Source organism: Stutzerimonas stutzeri (assembly GCF_000590475.1).
GTDB classification, from domain to species: domain Bacteria; phylum Pseudomonadota; class Gammaproteobacteria; order Pseudomonadales; family Pseudomonadaceae; genus Stutzerimonas; species Stutzerimonas stutzeri_D.
The window spans coordinates 875338-893605 of the sequence record NZ_CP007441.1 but is presented as its reverse complement, the minus strand read 5'-3'; the positions used below and the strand labels follow the sequence as shown (position 1 = coordinate 893605).

17 protein-coding genes are annotated in these 18268 nt (G+C 61.5%); 11 read left to right on the top strand and 6 right to left on the bottom strand.

The features are described 5' to 3' along the window. Window positions 1-63 precede the first annotated feature (63 nt). The 3 genes from CH92_RS04155 (at window position 64) to CH92_RS04145 (ending at window position 5549) form a co-directional block, all read left to right on the top strand. Window positions 64-1905, top strand: a complete 1842-nt coding sequence (locus tag CH92_RS04155; RefSeq protein WP_235206190.1) for a tetratricopeptide repeat protein — start codon at window positions 64-66, stop codon at window positions 1903-1905. 478 nt (window positions 1906-2383) lie between these two features. Further along, on the top strand, window positions 2384-3427 hold the full coding sequence (locus tag CH92_RS04150; RefSeq protein ID WP_025240515.1) for a GlxA family transcriptional regulator: 1044 nt from the start codon (window positions 2384-2386) through the stop codon (window positions 3425-3427). Window positions 3428-3914: 487 nt separating this feature from the next. After that, a complete protein-coding gene (locus CH92_RS04145) occupies window positions 3915-5549 on the top strand; it encodes an AMP-binding protein (protein ID WP_025240514.1) in 1635 nt (544 codons plus the stop codon). 184 nt (window positions 5550-5733) lie between these two features. Here the strand turns inward: CH92_RS04145 and CH92_RS04140 are convergent, their stop codons facing one another. Next, entirely contained in the window at window positions 5734-5991 is a 258-nt protein-coding gene (locus tag CH92_RS04140) for a hypothetical protein (RefSeq protein ID WP_025240513.1), read from the bottom strand. A 444-nt stretch (window positions 5992-6435) separates the two neighbouring features. On the opposite strand from CH92_RS04140, the gene CH92_RS04135 reads away from it, so the two are divergent. Continuing rightward, window positions 6436-6648 carry a hypothetical protein gene (locus CH92_RS04135; RefSeq protein WP_025240512.1) on the top strand — a complete coding sequence of 71 codons (213 nt, stop codon included), beginning with the start codon at window positions 6436-6438 and terminating at the stop codon, window positions 6646-6648. A 9-nt stretch (window positions 6649-6657) separates the two neighbouring features. Here the strand turns inward: CH92_RS04135 and mdtD are convergent, their stop codons facing one another. Beyond that, window positions 6658-8070 (bottom strand): multidrug transporter subunit MdtD, encoded by a 1413-nt coding sequence (mdtD, locus tag CH92_RS04130; RefSeq protein WP_025240511.1) that lies wholly within the window; start codon window positions 8068-8070, stop codon window positions 6658-6660. 326 nt (window positions 8071-8396) lie between these two features. Here mdtD and CH92_RS04125 point away from each other — a divergent pair, with 326 nt between their 5' ends. The 4 genes from CH92_RS04125 to CH92_RS04110 are packed head-to-tail and all read left to right on the top strand — an operon-like array spanning window position 8397 to window position 11529. Beyond that, window positions 8397-8930 carry an iron transporter gene (locus CH92_RS04125; protein WP_025240510.1) on the top strand — a complete coding sequence of 178 codons (534 nt, stop codon included), beginning with the start codon at window positions 8397-8399 and terminating at the stop codon, window positions 8928-8930. Window positions 8931-8944: 14 nt separating this feature from the next. Beyond that, window positions 8945-9277: a cupredoxin domain-containing protein gene (locus CH92_RS04120; protein WP_025240509.1), complete on the top strand. Its 333-nt coding sequence runs from the start codon at window positions 8945-8947 to the stop codon at window positions 9275-9277. A 21-nt stretch (window positions 9278-9298) separates the two neighbouring features. Next, window positions 9299-10156, top strand: a complete 858-nt coding sequence (locus CH92_RS04115) for an FTR1 family iron permease (protein ID WP_025240508.1) — start codon at window positions 9299-9301, stop codon at window positions 10154-10156. Continuing rightward, complete coding sequence (locus CH92_RS04110; RefSeq protein WP_025240507.1) at window positions 10153-11529, top strand: 4Fe-4S binding protein; 1377 nt, start codon at window positions 10153-10155, stop codon at window positions 11527-11529. The genes CH92_RS04115 and CH92_RS04110 overlap by 4 nt, the downstream gene beginning before the upstream one ends. Window positions 11530-11536: 7 nt before the next feature. Here CH92_RS04110 and CH92_RS04105 read toward each other — a convergent pair whose 3' ends face one another. Both CH92_RS04105 and norR read right to left on the bottom strand, forming a co-directional pair. After that, entirely contained in the window at window positions 11537-11746 is a 210-nt protein-coding gene (locus tag CH92_RS04105) for a hypothetical protein (RefSeq protein WP_025240506.1), read from the bottom strand. Window positions 11747-11850: 104 nt separating this feature from the next. Then, on the bottom strand, window positions 11851-13380 hold the full coding sequence (gene norR, locus CH92_RS04100; protein ID WP_025240505.1) for a nitric oxide reductase transcriptional regulator NorR: 1530 nt from the start codon (window positions 13378-13380) through the stop codon (window positions 11851-11853). Between the two features lie 529 nt (window positions 13381-13909). Between norR and CH92_RS22240 the strand changes: the two genes are divergently transcribed. The 3 genes from CH92_RS22240 (at window position 13910) to CH92_RS04085 (ending at window position 15657) form a co-directional block, all read left to right on the top strand. After that, window positions 13910-14089 (top strand): cytochrome D1 domain-containing protein, encoded by a 180-nt coding sequence (locus tag CH92_RS22240; RefSeq protein ID WP_423832922.1) that lies wholly within the window; start codon window positions 13910-13912, stop codon window positions 14087-14089. A 52-nt stretch (window positions 14090-14141) separates the two neighbouring features. Next, window positions 14142-14456: a c-type cytochrome gene (locus CH92_RS04090; RefSeq protein WP_025240503.1), complete on the top strand. Its 315-nt coding sequence runs from the start codon at window positions 14142-14144 to the stop codon at window positions 14454-14456. A gap of 340 nt (window positions 14457-14796) precedes the next feature. Further along, window positions 14797-15657, top strand: coding sequence for a LysR family transcriptional regulator (locus CH92_RS04085; RefSeq protein WP_025240502.1), 861 nt, complete (start codon window positions 14797-14799; stop codon window positions 15655-15657). Window positions 15658-15700: 43 nt separating this feature from the next. On the opposite strand, the gene CH92_RS04080 is transcribed toward CH92_RS04085, so the two are convergent. After that, the gene (locus tag CH92_RS04080; protein WP_025240501.1) at window positions 15701-16840 is read right to left on the bottom strand and encodes an HPP family protein; all 1140 of its coding nucleotides are present in this window, start codon (window positions 16838-16840) and stop codon (window positions 15701-15703) included. 90 nt (window positions 16841-16930) lie between these two features. Further along, window positions 16931-18070 carry an HPP family protein gene (locus tag CH92_RS04075; protein WP_025240500.1) on the bottom strand — a complete coding sequence of 380 codons (1140 nt, stop codon included), beginning with the start codon at window positions 18068-18070 and terminating at the stop codon, window positions 16931-16933. Window positions 18071-18268 lie beyond the last annotated feature (198 nt).

Here is an 18268-nt window from a genome sequence, read left to right as displayed (position 1 = left end):
CATACATTTGGCATCTATCCGCTTCAGCAATACCTCATCGACTTCCCTAACGGGCGCAAGCAGGTGCTCGGCATCATCTGGGACACGCGCCCAAAAGAGGAAGGCGGTCAGCGCTGGTATCACCTGTTCCCCGACTCGCCAAGCATGAGCCACGGTGAACCTGCGGTGACCAGCAAGGATCCGCTCCACTGGACTGGCATCTACTTCAACTGGAACAGCCGCTGCGCCAGCTGCCACTCGACCGATCTCAAAAAGGGATACGCATCTTCAGAGAATCGCTACGACACGCAGTGGTCGGAAATCAGCGTGGGTTGCGAAGCCTGTCATGGCCCGGCTACATCTCATCTGGCCTGGGTATCTCAGCAGGAAGGCAGCCGGCAATCGCATGCGGGTTTCGGGGTCTCGCTGGTGGACGAGGGTATTTGGAAAACGGTGCAGGACATCTCTCAGGGCGATGCAACTTCGCCAACGCTCAAACGCAGTGGGCCGCGCGCAGATGTTCAGATGCAGCAATGTGCGAGCTGCCACTCGCGCCGGCTGGAACTTGGCCAGCCGGACCCACGAATCAGCTACTACGACACCCACCTGCTCAGCTTGCTCGAGCCCCCTCTTTATCATGCCGATGGGCAGGTCCGAGACGAAGTCTTCGAATGGGGCTCATTTCTCCAGAGCAAAATGCACCACGAAGGCGTTACCTGTAGCAACTGCCATAACCCTCACAGCCTCCACCTGAAAGCTGAAGGCAACGCCCTGTGCACTCAGTGCCATAGCGCCGCCGTTTTTGATGCCCCCAAACATCACAACCACCCGACTGAAAGCACCGGCAGTTTTTGCGTCAATTGCCACATGCCCAGCACGACCTTCATGGGCGTCGATACGCGCCGGGACCACAGCCTTCGCATCCCCCGGCCCGAGCAATCTGCTGCCGTAGGTGCGCCCGATGCCTGCACTCAATGTCACTCTGATCAAGATGCTGCTTGGGCTCAAAGCAACATAGAAAGTTGGCTGAACGCGACGGGTAAAAAGCTGGCGAAACATCCGTTCGCCGAGGCTTTTCACGCCGCCGATAGCGGCCATGCTGATGCGGGCCCGCAACTTCTCAGCATTGCTCAAGATGCGTCTCTTCCCGCTATCGCCAGGGGAAGCGCCATCCTTCGCCACGCGCCCTTTCATAACCAGCAAAGCGTGGAAGCGCTGTCGAAGCTGTTGAGTGATCCTGAACCGCTGGTTCGGCTGGGCGCGCTGCGCTCAATGAACACCTTGCCGTTGCAGCTGAGATACCAAGTGCTCGCGCCCCACTTGGGCGAGCAAACGATGTCGCTCAGAGTCGAAATAGCGCGCCTCCTGGCAGGCCTCGAACTCAATCAGATTGACGCCCGGCACAAGAAACAACTGGACGCCCTCTATGATGATTTCATCCAGGTCGCCACTTACAACGGAGACACCCCGGAAAGCCTGATTTCACTGGGCCAGTTCTACATCGATCGACAAGAATATGAAGCGGCCGAAACGGCCTTGAATCAGGCAGTGGCTGTCGCACCGCGGCACGAAAATGCCTTGTTGAGTCTGGCGGACTTCTACAGAAGAACCGCGCGTGACGCCGCAGCCGCCCCGCTGCTTGAACGAGCCGTCACCGCAGCGCCCGATTCGCCCGCGGGGCACTACGCCATGGGCTTGTTCCATGTTCGCCAGCAGGACTATGAGGCCGCTGCAAACGCGCTGCGCGTTGCGACTGAACTCGCCTCCGCTGATCCCCGCTATGCCTATACCTATGCCTTGGCTCTGGACAAGCTGGGACGCACATCGGAAGCCGTGGGCTTCCTTCGACAGTGGAGCGAAGCCCACGAACCCGACCCCAAGGTCAACCAAGTGCTTAGCGGCTTGTTAGCCAAACAGCAAAAATGACCCGATCAGGGGTCACCTGAGCACGGATGTACCCTTATTCGCTTCGGCGACACCGCACAACGGAACTACACAAGAAAGGAGCTACACGAGGTTTTAAATATTCAGCAGGCACGTGCGCTTTACTCTTCTCTACTACTGGTCGGTGAGTCAGCCGCGGGAGATCCAATTTGCTGAATTCATCCCCACATCGATTAGGTGCGCTTCGTCCGTTTCATCTGTGCGCCCTCGACGCGCTATTATCTCGACCTGAGACTGATCCGAGCCCGTCAGCCGCTACTGCAAAACAACAGATCGCTGACTGCGGTTGCCCTGGTACTGGATTCAAACGCTATCCGCATTTCAATCGTCGATTCCGTGAGTTCTTCGGCGTTGCGTCCTCGCACTGTCGGACCACCTTCGAGCGAAGCCGCGCAGTCCCGCAGATTGGCTCGGACCATGCCAGCGATGAGTCCTTAGGTTGTTACGCTAAAGGTTCACTATGAAGTCCGCGCGCACGTTCAGTGACAGTTTGCAGGGCCGAAACATCAACCCTCCCCGGCACGAGGCAGTTCTCGAAAGCAGCGTGTCGAGAGTCGGTTTCCTGCTGCTTAGCAACTTCTCGCTACCCTCGTTCACCCAGTCGCTCGACACGCTGGTGACCGCCAACCTTATCCGAGCCAACTCATTCGAGTTCGTCATCTTTGGTCTGACCGAAGAGGATGTCATGAGTGATCTGGGGATACCGATTGGTGTCACCCAGGTCATAGACGCAGCCGATACGGTGCAGCTTGATGCGTTGATCATCTGTGGCGGTCTGCGAACCCCCTGCAGCATGACGCAGCATTTGTGTGAAATTCTGAAGAAGGCTGCCGCCCGCGGCGTGGTGCTGGGAGGGCTGTGGAACGGCGCTTGGTTTCTGGCCGAAGCCGGTCTACTGGATGGATACCGGTGCGCAATCCATCCGGAACAGCGTCTGGCATTGACCGAAATAGCGCCCACTACTCAAGTAACCAATGTCACTCACATGGTGGATCGAGACCGACTGACAGCCGCCAGTCCCAACGGCGCCTTCTACATGCTTTTGGAATGGATCAGAGGGCTGTACGACTGCGGGCTCGTGAACGGGATCGTGGACATCCTGGCGTTCGACATGACCCGTGTGCGTGCGGTCACCGGTTCGCGCTACCGAAACCTTGCATCCTCCCTCCAGGAGGTGATCAGCCTGATGGAAGCCAATCTGGAGGACCCGTTGCAGGTGGATCAACTTGCCCACTACGCAGGCAAGTCTCGTCGGCAGATCGAGCGACTCTTCAGTGAGCAGCTCGGCACTACACCTCAGCGCCACTATCTCGAACTTCGTATAACCGAAGCTCGACGATTGCTGCAGCACTCTTCGCTTTCAGTCATTGAGGTCGGTCTGGCATGTGGCTTCGTGACATCGAGCCATTTCAGCAAATGCTACACCGAGTACTTCGGCCACAGGCCTTCGAAGGAGATCAAGCTGGATAGACGGATGGATCATCTCTATCGAAAAGCCCCATGACCGCAGCCGTCCAGTCGGCGTCGCCATCGACTCTGCATCCATAGCCCCTGGGCACGCCCGGCAATCAAGTTCGAGTCGGTGACAGCTGTTCTGGGCATTCAGCAGTCGACGCCATGAAACAGGCTCCTGAAACGCTTGGAACAAGCAGCGCGTGGACATGTGGCCTTGTTCATCTGCGCGTGCGGCCTCGATAGCTGCGTTAACGGCCAGCAGCTTACCCGGATCGTCCAGCCAGGGTGCCAGGTCGATGCTGGCTATTGCACCCCGTCCAAAGAGGCAAGACAGCCCAATAAGGCCCACGTCCGTAGCAGAACCGTGATGCCCATCCGGCTGCTACGCTGGAACTCGGGTACGGAATCATCATCGTTTTCTGCCCGCGGCGCTTGTCCAAACCGCTCATAGAGGTTGGTGGCTTTTGCCATTGTTGCGGGCGCGAGGCGGAGCCAATATCCGGGACATCCCAATAACAAGAAGCCAGGAGCCAGCCATGCGCGACTATGCCACCGCGGCCAGCGAGTTCGATTACCACCAGACGGTCTCGGCCATCCTGTCCGGCGATCTGTCCGCCATGAATGCCTGCGTCGAATGCTGCGACCGTCACGCGGACTCAGCCAAAATCGCCCTGATCTGGGAAGGACGCGACGGCCAGCGAGCCACCTGGACTTTCGCGCAACTCAAAGAAGCCGCCGCGCGCTTCGCCAACCTCTTGCACAGCTACGGCATCAGGCCCGGCGATACCGTTGCCGGTCTGCTGCCGCGCACCCCCGAACTGCTGGTCACCATCCTCGGTACCTGGCGTGTGGGTGCCATTTATCAGCCGCTGTTTACCGCCTTTGGCCCTAAAGCAGTCGAGCATCGGATCAAGGAATCCGGTGCGAAGATGGTCGTAACCGACGCAGGCAACAGCGAGAAGCTGGACGCCATCGCGGCGGCACCGCACCGACTCGTGGTCGGAGAGGGTGCTGAAGACTTCTGGTCCCAGGTGAATCGCCAGTCGTCCGAGTTCGAGCCGGTGCTGTTGAGTAGTGAGGCGCCTTTTCTGGCGATGTTCACCTCCGGCACCACCGGGCCGGCGAAACAGCTCCACGTGCCGCTCAAGGCCATCGTCGCTTTCGTCACCTACATGCGCGATGCGATCGACCTTCGCCCCGAAGACAACTTCTGGAATATCGCCGATCCGGGCTGGGCGTATGGCCTGTACTACGCCGTCACCGGACCACTGGCCATGGGGCACGCCACGCTGTTCTACGAAGGTGGCTTCACCGTCGACAGCACCTGTCGCGTAGTGAGCGAATACGGCATCACCAACATGGCGGGCTCGCCCACCGCTTTCCGCTTGTTGCTGGCGGCCCGCGACGAGGTGGAAGGCAAGATCAAGGGTCGCCTGCGCGCCGTGAGTAGCGCTGGCGAGCCACTCACGCCCGAGGTCATCCGTTGGTTCAGCAGCGGCCTCGACTGCACCATTCACGATCACTACGGGCAGACCGAGCTTGGCATGGTGCTGTGCAATCATCACGCACTGAGCCATGCGGTCAGCATTGGCACCGCCGGTTATGCCATGCCCGGCCACCGCGTCGTGGTGCTGGACGATCAACAGCGCGAGCTGGAACCGGGCACGCCCGGCATATTGGCGCTGGACCGTCGCCGATCGCCGCTGCTCTGGTTCTCAGGCTACGTGGGCGCCCAGACCAAGGCGTTCGTCGGCGACTACTACCTGAGCGGCGACACCGTCGAGTTGAATGCCAATGGCAGCATCAGCTTCGTCGGCCGCGCCGATGATGTGATCACCACGTCCGGTTACCGCGTCGGTCCATTCGATGTCGAGAGCGCACTGGTCGAGCATCCGGCCGTGATCGAAGCGGCTGTCATCGGCAAGCCGGACCCGGAACGTACCGAACTGGTAAAGGCCTTCGTCGTGCTGCATGCCAACCACCAGGGCGACAACGCATTGGCCGAACAACTGCAGCAACATGTACGTCAACGCCTGTCCGCGCATGCCTATCCGCGTGAGATCGAATTCGTCACCGAACTTCCGAAAACGCCGAGCGGCAAGATCCAGCGCTTCCTGCTGCGTGATCGGGAAAAGACTGCACAGCAGTCATCCGCAGCCGTGCAGGCCTAAAGCGGCCCTCCATACGAAGCCGCGCACTGGAATGCCGGCTTCGTTAGTCGAATCTGGTGCATGGCCTAGCACCCGATGAGTGAGCTGGCAGGCCTTGCGCCAGGAGGATGGTTCTTGTCTCGGCGCTGCGCGTTGCTGATCAGTCCTGATTGAATGCCGCGGTAAACCGGGCAAGTGGCCACTTTCACCGCAACGCGCCGAGCTGCCGCTTGAGGTGCTCGATCTGACCTTTTTCCGCTCGAAGTCCGGCGGTCAGCTCGACGTTTTCCTGCTCCAATCGCTGAATGATTGCACCGAGGCTCTTCAGCAGGTCGCGCAGTACGCTAAGTTCCGCCTTGTGCTGCTGGGTATGCAGCCATTGCACCCAAAGCAGGATCGCCAGCACCAGCACTGCACACAGAGATCCACCCATCACCAGCCAGGACACGCTCATCGCGTTCATTCATCAATTCCTTCTGTACCTTACCGGTCAATCCCGGAAGGGAGAAGTTATGTCGGGTTTGATTACAGGTCGATAATGTTTACTTGAACAGGTAAACAAAGGCAGCGGGTATATCCCTGCCGAACGCGCACGGGCCAACTTCTGACACAACCCAGCGGCTCGCCATTCCGGCGTGCCGCCGGTTTGTCGTCGACCATCGCCGCAGTACTAAAGCCAAACGGTATGTCGCAAATAACGGCAGATAGAAATGTAGATCGGTGCGAGCGGACGCTTCGTGGATTGAGCCGACAATGCGCCAACGAGACCGCTGCATCCGTAGACCGTTCAGCGGAACGCGCTAGGAAGGCGATGAGCGGGCACGGATAACGAGGTGCAAGCTGTCAGAATGACATCACTGCTACAGACGAGCAGCCACCTTCTAAATCGAGCATGAGCCTGCGAACCATGTCTTCTGAAAAACTCTACACCATTGTTCTGGAACACAGCCTGGAGGTACTCCTTGAGGCCGCCACAATGGAGCAGGTCGAAGCGTTCTGGGATGCGTATGACACCCGCTATTTCGGCCTGCGCATGGAGGAGGAAAACAGCCACCACGCACGGGTGATCGTGACTGACGAGGTACCCGAGGAAGAACAGGTCGATCTCTGCACCGGCTGATCTTAGCGGTCACTCGTCGTCGATGAGCCGGGCAGCCATGACCTGCTTGCTGTCCAGCTGAAAGAACAATGCGGCGGCCAGCATCGACATCCCACCAATGCACAGGAATGTCAGTTGGAACGCTTCCAACACGGCCTCGCCGTCGGCGCCCGGGACCGTGAAGCCACCCAGCAATGCACCCGCCGATGCCACGCCCAGACTCATCGACAACTGCACCACCACCGATAGCAGGCTGTTGCCGCTGCTGGCGTTCTGGTTGCTGAGCCCGACCAGGGTCACGGTATTCATCGCGGTGAACTGCATCGAATTGACCACGCCGATCAGGCTCAGCTGCAACAGCAGAAGCGCTGTCGGGGTGTGTGCATCGATCATCGCGAGGCTGGCAATCAGGCTGCCCAACAACAAGGTATTGCCCACCAGGATCCGTCGGTAACCCAGCCGGTCGATCAGCGGTTTGGCCAGGGGCTTGATCAACATCGCACCGAGCGCCAACGGAATCATGCTCATGCCCGCCTGCGCCGGCGAATAACCCAGCGCAACCTGTAGCAATAAAGGCAGCAGGAAAGGCAACGCCCCACTGCCCAGACGCGCGAACAGGTTGCCGAAGATGCCGACAGCGAAGCTGCGAGTATGAAACAACGTCGGGCTGAACAAGGGTTCGTCGACATGCCCGGCGCGCAACCAATAAGCCGCCAGGCAGGCGCTGCCCATCATCATCAGCAACAGAACGCGGGCGTGAGGCATCTGCATCTCGCCCAAGCCTTCGAGTGCAATGGTGATCAGCACCATCGCGCCACCAAATAGCAGGAAGCCGAACGTATCGAAGCGCATCCGCTCGGCACTCTTCAAATCAGGCATGAAGCGAAGCGCGGCAATGCAGCCGATCAACCCGACTGGCAGATTGATCAGGAAGATCCAGTGCCAGGATGCATATTCGACCAGCCAGCCGCCGAGGGTCGGGCCGATCAGCGGGCCGACCATACCCGGCAACGCAATGAAGGTCATCACCCGTACGAACTCGCTGCGCGGATATGCGCGCAGCACGACCAGGCGCCCGACTGGCAGCATCAGCGCGCCCCCGACAGCCTGCACCACACGTGACATCACCAACTGGTTGAAACTTGCGCTCATCGCGCAGAGCAGCGAGCCGAGCGTGAACAACACGATGGCGAAGAAAAAGATGCGGCGGGTACCGAAGCGGTCCGCAACCCATCCCGACGCTGGAATCAACAGCGCCACGGTGAGCATGTAGGCAATAACCACGCCTTGCATGCGTAGCGGGTCTTCGGCCAAATCACGCGCCATCGCGGGCAGTGCGGTATTGAGAATGGTGCCATCGAGGGTCTGCATGAAGAACGCGATGGCGACCAGCCAGGGCAGTACACGGGCGGATCGAGCATCCAGTGCGACGGCTTGAGGCATAAGACTCCCCGACTCGAAAAATACGTATGGTAGGCCGCTAACGATATCTCCCGCAGCTTTTATCTAGCTTCAGAAGCGTCGCTGACAGTTATGACTGGCATGGCAAGCCGGCGATTGGAAAGCCTGACGAGGTGCGACAACTCAACGCACCCGAGGCTTCAAGCGTCCAGCGCGCGGAACATCCAGGCTCATCACAACGATGGCTATAGCGCATGCGGGCTATACGTAACAAAGTATTTCGTTCACAATTGACGCGAATCATTATCGTTAAGCATCGCAGGTGCGAACCTTGGCACCTCACTCATAGATCACCTTCGGAGGCCTTCATGCGCATTCCCGCTACCCTCGCCGTTGCTTCGTTGCTACTCACTCCTCTCGCTCAAGCCAAGGAATATCCCATCGGCGAACCGCAGCAGTGCGGCGGCATGGAAATCGGTGCCGTTTACCTGCAACCGGTCGAAATGGAACCGGCCGGCATGATGCTGGACGCTGCCAAATCCGACGTGCACCTGGAAGCCGACATCGCCGCCATGGAAAACAACCCCAACGGCTGGCAGGAAGGCAGCTTTGTCTCCTACCTGAACATCCGTTACGCGCTGACCAAGAAGGGCTCGGACGAGAACATCGAAGGTGACTTCCATCCGATGGTTGCCAACGACGGCCCGCACTACGGCGATAACGTCAAGCTGATGGGTCCGGGCAAGTACCAACTGACCTTCATCGTCTCGCCGCCGGACGGCAAGCACAGCATGTTCGGCCGCCACGTCGACAAAGAAACGGGCGTCGCGCCATGGTTCAAGACCTGTGAGCTGAAGTACGAGTTCACCTACGCCGGCATCGGTAAGAAAGGCGGCTACTGAGCCGGAGGTCCGCCATGCGACGCGTCCTGCTCCCCTCCCTCGCCCTGCTCGTTGCCGGTTTCGCCGGCGGCGTCCAGGCCGGACTGCCGACCTACGAGCTGACCATCCGCGACGGCCATTTCGAGCCGGCGACAATCGAGGTGCCGGCTCGCCAGCGTTTCAAGATCGTCGTCATCAATGCCGGCAGCGGCCCGACCGAATTCGAAAGCACGCCGCTGCGAGTGGAAAAGGTCCTCTCGCCCGGTGTCACCTCGTTTGTCGTGATCCATCCGTTGAAACCAGGCCGCTACCCCTTCTTCGACGAGTTCCACCTGGATCTCCCGGAAGGGGAAATCATCGCCAAGTAGTTCCTTTACAGGAGAAGCGCCATGGGCCAATCCATGTTCATTGTCTGGCGTGAAAGCGTCGAGGCGCTGCTGGTCATCGGTATCCTGCATGCCTGGCTGAGCCAGCAACCGGATAATCGCCATGCGCTGCGTATGCTCTGGGCTGGCGTGGCCGCCGGCCTGGGCCTGGCGACGTTGTTGGCCTGGGGCATCCTCAGCGCCGGTGACTGGCTGGCTGGCCCGGCGGGCGAATGGTTCCAGTGCGCCATGCTGCTGATTGCCAGCGTGCTGATCCTGCAGATGGTCGGCTGGATGCATCATCACGGTCGCGATCTCAAACGCAACCTTGTCGACAGCGCTGCGGCCAGCCTCAGTCAGGGCAGCGGTATCGGATTGCTGGTATTAGCCATGCTTGCTGTCGCCCGCGAAGGCAGCGAGACGGTGGTATTCCTGTACGGCATCGGCCATCAGCAACAGGGCACGGACCTGACCAGTTTCGTCATTGGCGGACTGCTTGGTTTCGGCCTTGCACTGCTCAGCTACTTCGCTTTGCAAGCTGGCAGCCGGGTGTTCTCCTGGAAACGCTTCTTCAAGATCAGCGAAGCCTTGCTGCTGTTACTCGGCGCCGCCCTGCTGATGGCCGGGCTCGACCGTTTCAGCGGTCAACTGATGGGCATGGACGTGCCAGAAGTGCTCTACACCGTCTTCGGCGATCCGCTTTGGGACACCTCTGCCGTGCTCGATGATGGCGGCACGTTGGGTAGCACCATTGCCGGTCTCACCGGCTACCGCGCGATGCCATCGCTGGCCGCGGTGATCGTCATGGCGCTGTACTGGCTGGCGGTCTGGGCCTGGCTGCGACCGAAGTCGGAGGCTCGTCTGGAGACTCGCACCGCATGATCGCCAACACCCCCTGGCTGGCGCGTATCGGTGACCTGCTGCGCCAGCACGCCAAGACCATCCGCCTGATCCAATGGCTGGTGGTCGGCTTCTATCTGGTCCTGCTGCTGGTACCGGCGGTGCTTTCGCTGCCCCCGTCCGAGGCGCGCATGCTGGACAACATCACGGTGTTCGCCCAATTCCTGTTCTGGGGGCTTTGGTGGCCGTTCGTGCTCCTGTCGATGGTCCTTTTCGGCCGGCTCTGGTGTGGTGTGCTCTGTCCGGAAGGCTCGCTCAGCGAATGGATCAGTTGGCGCGGATTGAACAAGGGCACCCCGCAATGGATGCGCTGGAGCGGCTGGCCGACCATCGCCTTCGTGCTGACCACCGTCTACGGCCAGCTGATCAGTGTCTATGACTATGGCCGCGCCGCCGCGCTGATCCTCGGTGGCTCGACCGTTGCGGCGATGATCGTCGGTTTTCTTTACGGTCGCGGCAAACGCGTCTGGTGCCGCCACCTGTGCCCGGTGAGCGGCGTGTTCGGTCTGCTCGCGCGCCTTGCACCTCTGCACTACAAAGTCGACGAAGAACGCTGGCAGGCCAATCAGGGGCCAAAACTGGCGACACCCAATTGCGCCCCGCTGATCGACATCCGTCGCATGCAGGGCAACAGTGAGTGCCACGCCTGCGGTCGTTGCAGTGGGCAACGTGGTGCCGTCGCCCTCGCCGCCCGTTCACCGAACGAAGAAATCCTCATCGTTGGCAACCAATCGCAACACGGCCACTGGGACAGCACGCTGCTGCTGTTCGGCATGATTGGCCTGGCGATGGGCGCCTTTCAATGGACGGTCAGCCCCTGGTTCATCACCCTCAAGCAGACCGCCGCCGAATGGCTGGTCGATCGCGATATCTTCTGGCCGCTCCAGGCCAATGCACCCTGGTGGCTGCTGACCCATTACCCGCAGGCCAACGATGCCTTCACCTGGCTCGATGGCGCGGCGATCCTCACCTACATCGGAGCCAGCTCGCTGCTGATAGGGGGTGCGCTGTGGCTGCTGTTGCGCGGTGCGGTACGGCTGATGAACCGCGGCGGCGAGGTCTTTCATCATCTGGCGCTGGCCCTCACGCCGCTTGGCGGGGCCGGGCTGTTCCTCGGCCTCTCGGCGACCACCATCAAGCTGCTTCGCTACGAAGGGTTGATCCTCGCCTGGGCGCAACCGACTCGCGCGCTGTTGCTGGGCGGCGCCATCGGCTGGAGCCTGTATCTGGCGTGGCGCGTCATCACTCGCTACGGCGCTAACGGCCTGCGCCGGGTGCTTGCGTTCGGTTGCGTGGCCCTGGCAACCGCAGTGGTCGGTTACGGCTGGTATCTGCAGTTCTGGGGTTGGAGCTGATTCGTTCTTATATCCCCTCGTCGCCCTCGAATTCCTCGGTGGCGCGCGCCACCATCTGCCGCCAGGCCCCAGATTCGCTCGCCAACAACCGCATGGCCTTGAGGCTGGCGACGAAGGCCTGCTGGTAATGCTGCGGATCGTTTTCACTTGCCGCACGTTCGGCATGGGCCAGGGCCTCGGTCAGCAGCGCGTCGAACTGGTCATGGTCTAGAGCCATGGAAGTCTCCTCTGTAGGTGATGTCTGCAGCTTAGACCACTAGGCAGTCGGGACGACTCGCGCCAATTGGCAGCAACCGACGATAGAGCAGGCGCTGCGCGGGACTATTTGAGTTTCAGCCGTCTGGCCAGCTTGTGCAGGTTGCTGGAATCGACGTCCAGCAAGCGCGCCGCCTGGGCCCAGTTCTCGCCACTGGCTTCCAGGGCGCGAACGATGGCCTGGCGCTGGGCATCATCGACAGCCTGGCGCAGTGAGACGATTTCCACTTCCGCCGGCAGCAACTGGGCCTCGGCAAGCGGCACAAGCGAGACGGCATGTGTGCTGTCCAGATCGAGCAAATCGGGTTCCAGGGTCAGGATTTCGCTGCGCGAGGCGCCACGACTGAGCAGTCGCAGCGCCGCGCGACTGATTACATGCTCAAGCTCGCGCACGTTGCCCGGCCAGCCATAACCGAGCAGCGCACGTTCGGCGGCTGGTGACAGTCGCATGCTGCGCAGTCCCAGCCGGGCGCGGTTCAGCTCGAGAAAGTAGCCCGCCAGGATCAGCACGTCGTTGCCGCGCTCGCGCAGCGGCGGTATCGGCGCCGGGTAGACGGACAGGCGGTGGTAGAGATCGGCACGGAAATGCCCGTCGCGCACGCTGTCGCGCAGATTACGATTGGTCGCCGCGATGATCCGCACATCGACCTGGCGCGGCTTGTCGGCCCCGAGGCGCTGGATCTCGCCGTTCTGCAGAGTGCGCAGCAGCTTGGCCTGGACCACCAGCGGCAGCTCGCCCACCTCGTCGAGCAGCAGGGTCCCGCCGTTGGCCGCATCGAAGCGGCCGGGGCGGTCGGTGGTGGCGCCGGAAAACGCACCTTTGACGTGGCCGAACAGCTCGCTTTCGGCCAGCGACTCAGGCAACGCGGCGCAGTTGACCAGCACCAACGGCTTGTTGCGGCGGCGCGAATGGCGGTGCAGCCAACGGGCAAACAGCTCCTTGCCGACACCGGTTTCACCAAGCAGCAGCACCGGCAGCTCGGAATCGGCGACCACCTCCAGCTCGCGCAACAGATCGGCAATCACCTGACTCTGCCCGAGAATTTCACCATCACCCGGCAGCGGCGTGCTTTCCAGCACATCGCTGCGCGCCAGGCGTAATCCGCGGTTTTCATGTTCCAACCGGGTGATGCGGATCGCCGCCTCGATCACCAGGGTGTAGCGCTGCAGGTCGCGTCGCGCCTGGTCATCAAAGGTGCCGGCATGCAGCGCATCGAGGGTCAGTGCGCCCCATAACTTGCCTTCCACGAACAGGCTGACGCCCATGCAATCGTGTACCGGCAAAGGCTCGCCAGCATGTTCGTCAAGCAGCCCATCGTAGGGATCGGGCAAGCGGCTGTCGGGTTCGAACCAGGTGGGCTCGCGCTGCGACAGAATGGCGGCAAGCCGCGGATGCTGGGCCACCACAAAGCGTCGACCCAGCGCCTCCTGCACCAACCCCACCGCGGCCAGCGGGCGCAGGGTGTCATCGTCGAGGCGCAGCAACACCACCGCGCCACAGCGAAACCGTTCATGCAGGGTGTGCACCAATCGTTGCAGGCGAACCGCATTGGGCAGCTCGGTGACGAGGTCGGCCAGCAGTGCTTCTTCCATCATGTAGCCAGATACACTCAAGGTTTTTTACACCCTAATTCGCCGAGGCAACATTCACCAACCAATTTTTTTACCCTTTTAAAATCAATAGCTTGTCAGTGGCAAGAGTTGCACTGCCCAGCCCCTTCGAGCATGACCAGCACGGCGCCGCCCTGAGGCGCCTGGCCGAACCGACCACTGCTATCCCCCTCCGGCAATGCTTGCAACAGTTGAGGGTGCCGGAAATCATGATCGGCAGCTCGAGCCGAATTCGGCGGGCGCTCTGTAGCGGATTCGAGGAGCTTCAACCTCGAAGGACGACAACCTGTCCTATCAGGGCGAACCGGCCTTTCGTTCTATTCGTCAGCTACGTTCCGTACCGATCAAGATCTACCGATGCCGGACGGGCAGGAAACGCTGTTCGAAGTATCGCCAACCGGCAGATTTTTGCCTAAGCCATGATCCAGTGGAGCCCCCTTTTCGTGATCGGCCGCGACGCCTGGATAAACATGCTCGCCCTCCGACCGGCCGCGCCAAGCACGTCGGTCAACCGGTGTACAACGACGCCGGCGTCGAAGTCTGGCTCTCGGTCTGGAGCGATCAGGAGGAGCAAACCGCCGTCGTCGTGGTCGATGACAAGACGCTAACGCTGAAAAAGGTGATCGAGGACAAAAGGTTGATCGCCCCAGCCGGTAAATTTAACGTCTACACCACTCAGATCGATGTGAACTGAGTGCCCTGTCGGGGAGCGCAGACTCCCCTATCTAGCCTTGAGGAAGTAACTCATGAAGAAAGTACTGGTTCCACTGCTCGCCCTCGGCGGCGCGATGCTGTTCCAGCCCGCCATGGCTCAGGACGGTGAAGCGCTGTTCAAGAGCAAGCCTTGCGCGGCCTGCCACAGCGTCGACGCCAAGCTGGTTGGCCCGGCACTGAAGGAAGTCGCCGCCAAATACGCCGGCCAGGATGGCGCTGCCGACCTGCTCGCCGGCCACATCAAGAACGGCCATGTCGGTACCTGGGGCCAGATCCCGATGCCGCCAAACCCGGTCACCGAAGAAGAAGCCAAAGCCCTCGCCGAGTGGGTTCTGAGCCTCAAGTAACACCCAACAGGACATCATGATTCAGTCCCGACATGCAGTATTCGGTTTGGGCTCACGCAGGTGTCGCTCCCACTTACCCACTGCCCTGGCAAACGGCCCTACAGCCGAACGCCAGGTTCCGCTCGAGCATCTGGCTCGGGCCTCGCCAGGATGGGCTTCAGCCCACCGGAGAGCGGCCGGAACAATGTTCCCGGTGGGCTGAAGGAAAACACCGGCGGACCCGCCTCCAGTCCAGCACGTTATTTCTCCACCTTCCCGCCCAGCCTGCAGCGCCCTGACTGGCTTTCAACCTTCATCCCAACCTGCTTTCATATCACTCCTTTTGATATGAGGCGCTTCCATGGATATTGATCTCGCCCGCACCTTTCTCGAGATCATTCGCAGCGGCAGTTTCATCGCCACCGCCGAGCGCTTGCATATCACCCAGACGGCGGTGACCGCGCGAGTACGCAGCCTGGAAACGCAGCTCGGTTGCCGGCTCTTCATACGCAACCGCGCCGGGGCGCGGATGACTGCCGATGGCGAACGCTTTGTCGCCTACGCCACGCAGCTGGTGCAGACCTGGGAAACGGCGCGGCGCGATCTGCCGCTGCCGCGCGGCTACGACAAGCTGCTGTCGCTCGGCGCCGAGGTGAGCCTGTGCAACCCGTTGCTGCTCGCCTGGGTGCAGCGCCTGCGCCAGGTGATGCCCGACCATGCGCTGCGCAACGAGGTCGCGAGCGGCGATGAGCTGCAGAAGCAGCTCGACCTGGGTGCGCTGGACGCGGCGTTGGTGCACCAGCCCGAGTACTGGCCAGGGCTGCAGGTGGAGCAGCTGCTCGAGGAAAAACTCATTCAGGTGGTGCATGCGACCGAACCCGACCCCTACCTCTATGTCGACTGGGGCCCTGCGTTTCGTCGTCAGCATGACCTTTCCCTACCCGGTCATATGCGCGCCGCGCTGTCGTTCAGCCTCGGCCCGCTGGCGCTGCAGTACTTGGTCCAATGTGGCGGGCGCGGCTACTTCCGCACCCGGGTGGTACAGCGCTATCTGGACGAGGGTGTGCTCAAGCGCGTCGAGCACGCACCGGAATTCAGCTATCCGGTCTATCTGGTCCACGCCCGCGCGGCGCAGTCGCCGACCTTGTTCAAGGCGCTGGAACTGCTGCGCGAGGTCGCCCAGGACGACTACGACTGGTCGCGCTGGACCTACGAGATCTGAACCGGCCAGATTTGAACCGACAACACTTGCACCGGCGCGGCGATCAGCTGCTCAGCCGTTTCATCCAGCTCTGGTACAAGCCGGTGATCAGATCGCTCTGGGTGATCATGCCCACCAGCCGCTGCGACGGGTCGACCACCGGCAGGCAGGACATGCCGCGATCGGCCAGCAGATAGACCAGATTCGGCAACTGCGCATCCTCGCGCACCGACACCACCGGAGCGCTCATGATGTCGCTGACCCGCAGCTCCCGACGCAAAGACAGACGGCGCAAGCTGAAGCGCGAAGGGTGCGCTTCGAGGTGCTGCAACAGGTCAGTCTGAGTAACGATACCGATCAGTTTCCGGCTGTCCGGTTCGACCACGGCCAGCGCATGCAGCCGGTGTCGGCGCACCAGGGCGCGCGCTTCGTAAAGGCCATCGTGAGGAATGCAACTGTGCGGCTCCCGGCACATGATGTCGGCGGCGCTGACATCACCCATGCTGCGGCGGATAGCGTGCTTTTCGGTGCGCTGGATCAGTTCGAGCAGATCGTCGCGGGTGACATCGACGTACTCGCCGAACTCCTCCAACGCGCGGTCGACATCGTCATCGGTGAAGTTCAGGTGTTCTTCGCCTAGCGGCACGCTGCCGGCCTGGACGCCGCTGCCCTGGGTACGCGGCTTCGGATAGGGATGCCCGGTGAGGTTGTTGTACAGCAGGGCGAACGCGACCAGCAGCAGCGAATTGAATGCAACCGGATACAGCAGGCCATAGCCCAGCTCGGTGATACCTGGCCCACCGATGGCCGCGACCATTGCCAGCGCACAACTCGGTGGATGCATGCAGCGCAGCAGAAACAGGCAGGCGATCGCCAGGCAGATCGCCGTCACCGCAGCCGCCACTGCCGTCAGGCCACAGAGGCCGAGCGTCACGCCGATCGCGACCGCAATGAGATTGCCGCCGATCACCGACCAGGGCTGCGCGAACGGGCTGGACGAGGCGCTGAACAGGATCACTGCCGAGGCCCCGGCAGGCGCGACGATGTGCAGGGTCACCGGGCCTCCGAACATCAACAGCCCGATCGCCACCATCGGCAGCACCACCAGCCCGGCGCCGACCATGGCGCGAAACCAGTGCTTGTGGGACACGCCCTGGGGGGCCGGAAAGAAGGACCGCAACCAGTGGTTCAGACGCTCTTGCATGGGTTCGGCTTGCTCAGGGGGCTTTGGCTGTCAGGCACTGTACCAGCCGTCAGGTTCCTGTAACGCCATGAGAAGCCGCTTGCGCCGTACTCAGTCGGGCAGGTGCTTTAGCCAGTTCCGGTAGAGCGCGGCGATGAGGTCGGTCTGGGTGATCATGCCTACCAGCCGCTGCTGGTCGTCGACCACCGGCAGGCAATGCAGGCCGCGATCGGACAACAGGAACACCAGGTCAACCATGTGGCTGTTCTCGGTTACCGAGACCACCGGCGCGCTCATGATCGTGCGCAGCTGCACGCCGCGCAGAAATTTCAGCTGGCCGAACTTGATTCTTCCCGACGCCGGCTGGAAGTGCTTGAGCAGATCGACCAGGGTCACGATGCCCACCAGCCGGTGGCTGTCGGGCTCCAGCACCGGAAAGGAATGCAGGCGGTGCTCGCGCAGAGTTTGCCAGGCCCGTTGAATCGAACAGTCCGGTGTGCCCCAGTAGAGATCGCGGGACATGATGTGGGCCGCGGTGATCTCGCCCATGCTGCGTCGCAGCGCGTGCTTTTCGGTCTGTTTGATCAGTTGGGCGAGATCGTCCCGCGTCACATCGACGTATTCACCGAAGTCCGCCAGCGCCCGCTCGACGTCGTCTTCGCTGAAGCTCATGCGCTCACTGGGCAGCGGATCATGGGTGTGGTGCGGGTTCCCCTTGGGCGGGCGCGGCTTCGGATAGGCATGCCCGCTGAGGTTGTTGTAGACCAGCGCCACCAGCACCAGCAGCAGCGAATTCAAGGCCACCGGATAGAGCAGTTGGTAGCCGTAGGCGTGCAGCTGCGGGGTGCCCACCACCGCCACCAGCGCCAGGGCCGCAGCAGGCGGGTGCAGGCAGCGCAGGACGAACAGGCACAGAATCGCCAGGGTGCCGGCGATACCGGCGGCGCCCGCGATGGGCAATTCGCTGGCGCCCAGCGCCACGCCGATCGCCGACGCGAACAGATTGCCGGCGATCACCGACCAGGGTTGCGCAAAGGGGCTAGAGGGGGCGGCGAACAGCAGCACGGCCGAAGCCGCAACCGGCGCTACCAACGGTAGCGAAATGGCGCTGCCGAACAGCAGAGCACCGGCCGGAATCACCAGCAGCAGTGCCAGACCGATGCCGATTGCCGCGCGCAGCCATTCCGCGGGGCGCGCCGAAAGCGGCGCCGGAGCGAAGGATCGGCACCAGTCGAGAAGACGTTGTTGCATGCAGCCTACTTGATCGGAGGGAGGACGTACGGTGCCCGTCCGACAGGACGTGATACCGCATCAGGCTGCCTATCAGCGCACAAAAAAGAGGCGCTAGCCAGCCGGGCCGCACATTATCGGTGCGCCGAGCCCGTGCTGCCAATGAATCCTGTTGCGCCTTCGATGCAATAACTTTGCTGACAAGCCGCCGCTGCAGCG

Bases quoted from the DNA above. Each gene is read 5' to 3' on its own strand.
- CH92_RS04135 (WP_025240512.1), top strand. From the start codon at position 6,436: ATGTCTTCTGAAAAACTCTACACCATTGTTCTGGAACACAGCCTGGAG.
- CH92_RS04080 (WP_025240501.1), bottom strand. From the start codon at position 16,840: ATGCAAGAGCGTCTGAACCACTGGTTGCGGTCCTTCTTTCCGGCCCCC.
- CH92_RS04090 (WP_025240503.1), top strand. From the start codon at position 14,142: ATGAAGAAAGTACTGGTTCCACTGCTCGCCCTCGGCGGCGCGATGCTG.
- CH92_RS04150 (WP_025240515.1), top strand. From the start codon at position 2,384: ATGAAGTCCGCGCGCACGTTCAGTGACAGTTTGCAGGGCCGAAACATC.
- CH92_RS04110 (WP_025240507.1), top strand. From the start codon at position 10,153: ATGATCGCCAACACCCCCTGGCTGGCGCGTATCGGTGACCTGCTGCGC.
- CH92_RS04105 (WP_025240506.1), bottom strand. From the start codon at position 11,746: ATGGCTCTAGACCATGACCAGTTCGACGCGCTGCTGACCGAGGCCCTG.
- CH92_RS04120 (WP_025240509.1), top strand. From the start codon at position 8,945: ATGCGACGCGTCCTGCTCCCCTCCCTCGCCCTGCTCGTTGCCGGTTTC.
- CH92_RS04115 (WP_025240508.1), top strand. From the start codon at position 9,299: ATGGGCCAATCCATGTTCATTGTCTGGCGTGAAAGCGTCGAGGCGCTG.
- CH92_RS04075 (WP_025240500.1), bottom strand. From the start codon at position 18,070: ATGCAACAACGTCTTCTCGACTGGTGCCGATCCTTCGCTCCGGCGCCG.
- CH92_RS04085 (WP_025240502.1), top strand. From the start codon at position 14,797: ATGGATATTGATCTCGCCCGCACCTTTCTCGAGATCATTCGCAGCGGC.
- CH92_RS04145 (WP_025240514.1), top strand. From the start codon at position 3,915: ATGCGCGACTATGCCACCGCGGCCAGCGAGTTCGATTACCACCAGACG.
- norR (WP_025240505.1), bottom strand. From the start codon at position 13,380: ATGATGGAAGAAGCACTGCTGGCCGACCTCGTCACCGAGCTGCCCAAT.
- mdtD (WP_025240511.1), bottom strand. From the start codon at position 8,070: ATGCCTCAAGCCGTCGCACTGGATGCTCGATCCGCCCGTGTACTGCCC.
- CH92_RS04140 (WP_025240513.1), bottom strand. From the start codon at position 5,991: ATGAACGCGATGAGCGTGTCCTGGCTGGTGATGGGTGGATCTCTGTGT.
- CH92_RS04125 (WP_025240510.1), top strand. From the start codon at position 8,397: ATGCGCATTCCCGCTACCCTCGCCGTTGCTTCGTTGCTACTCACTCCT.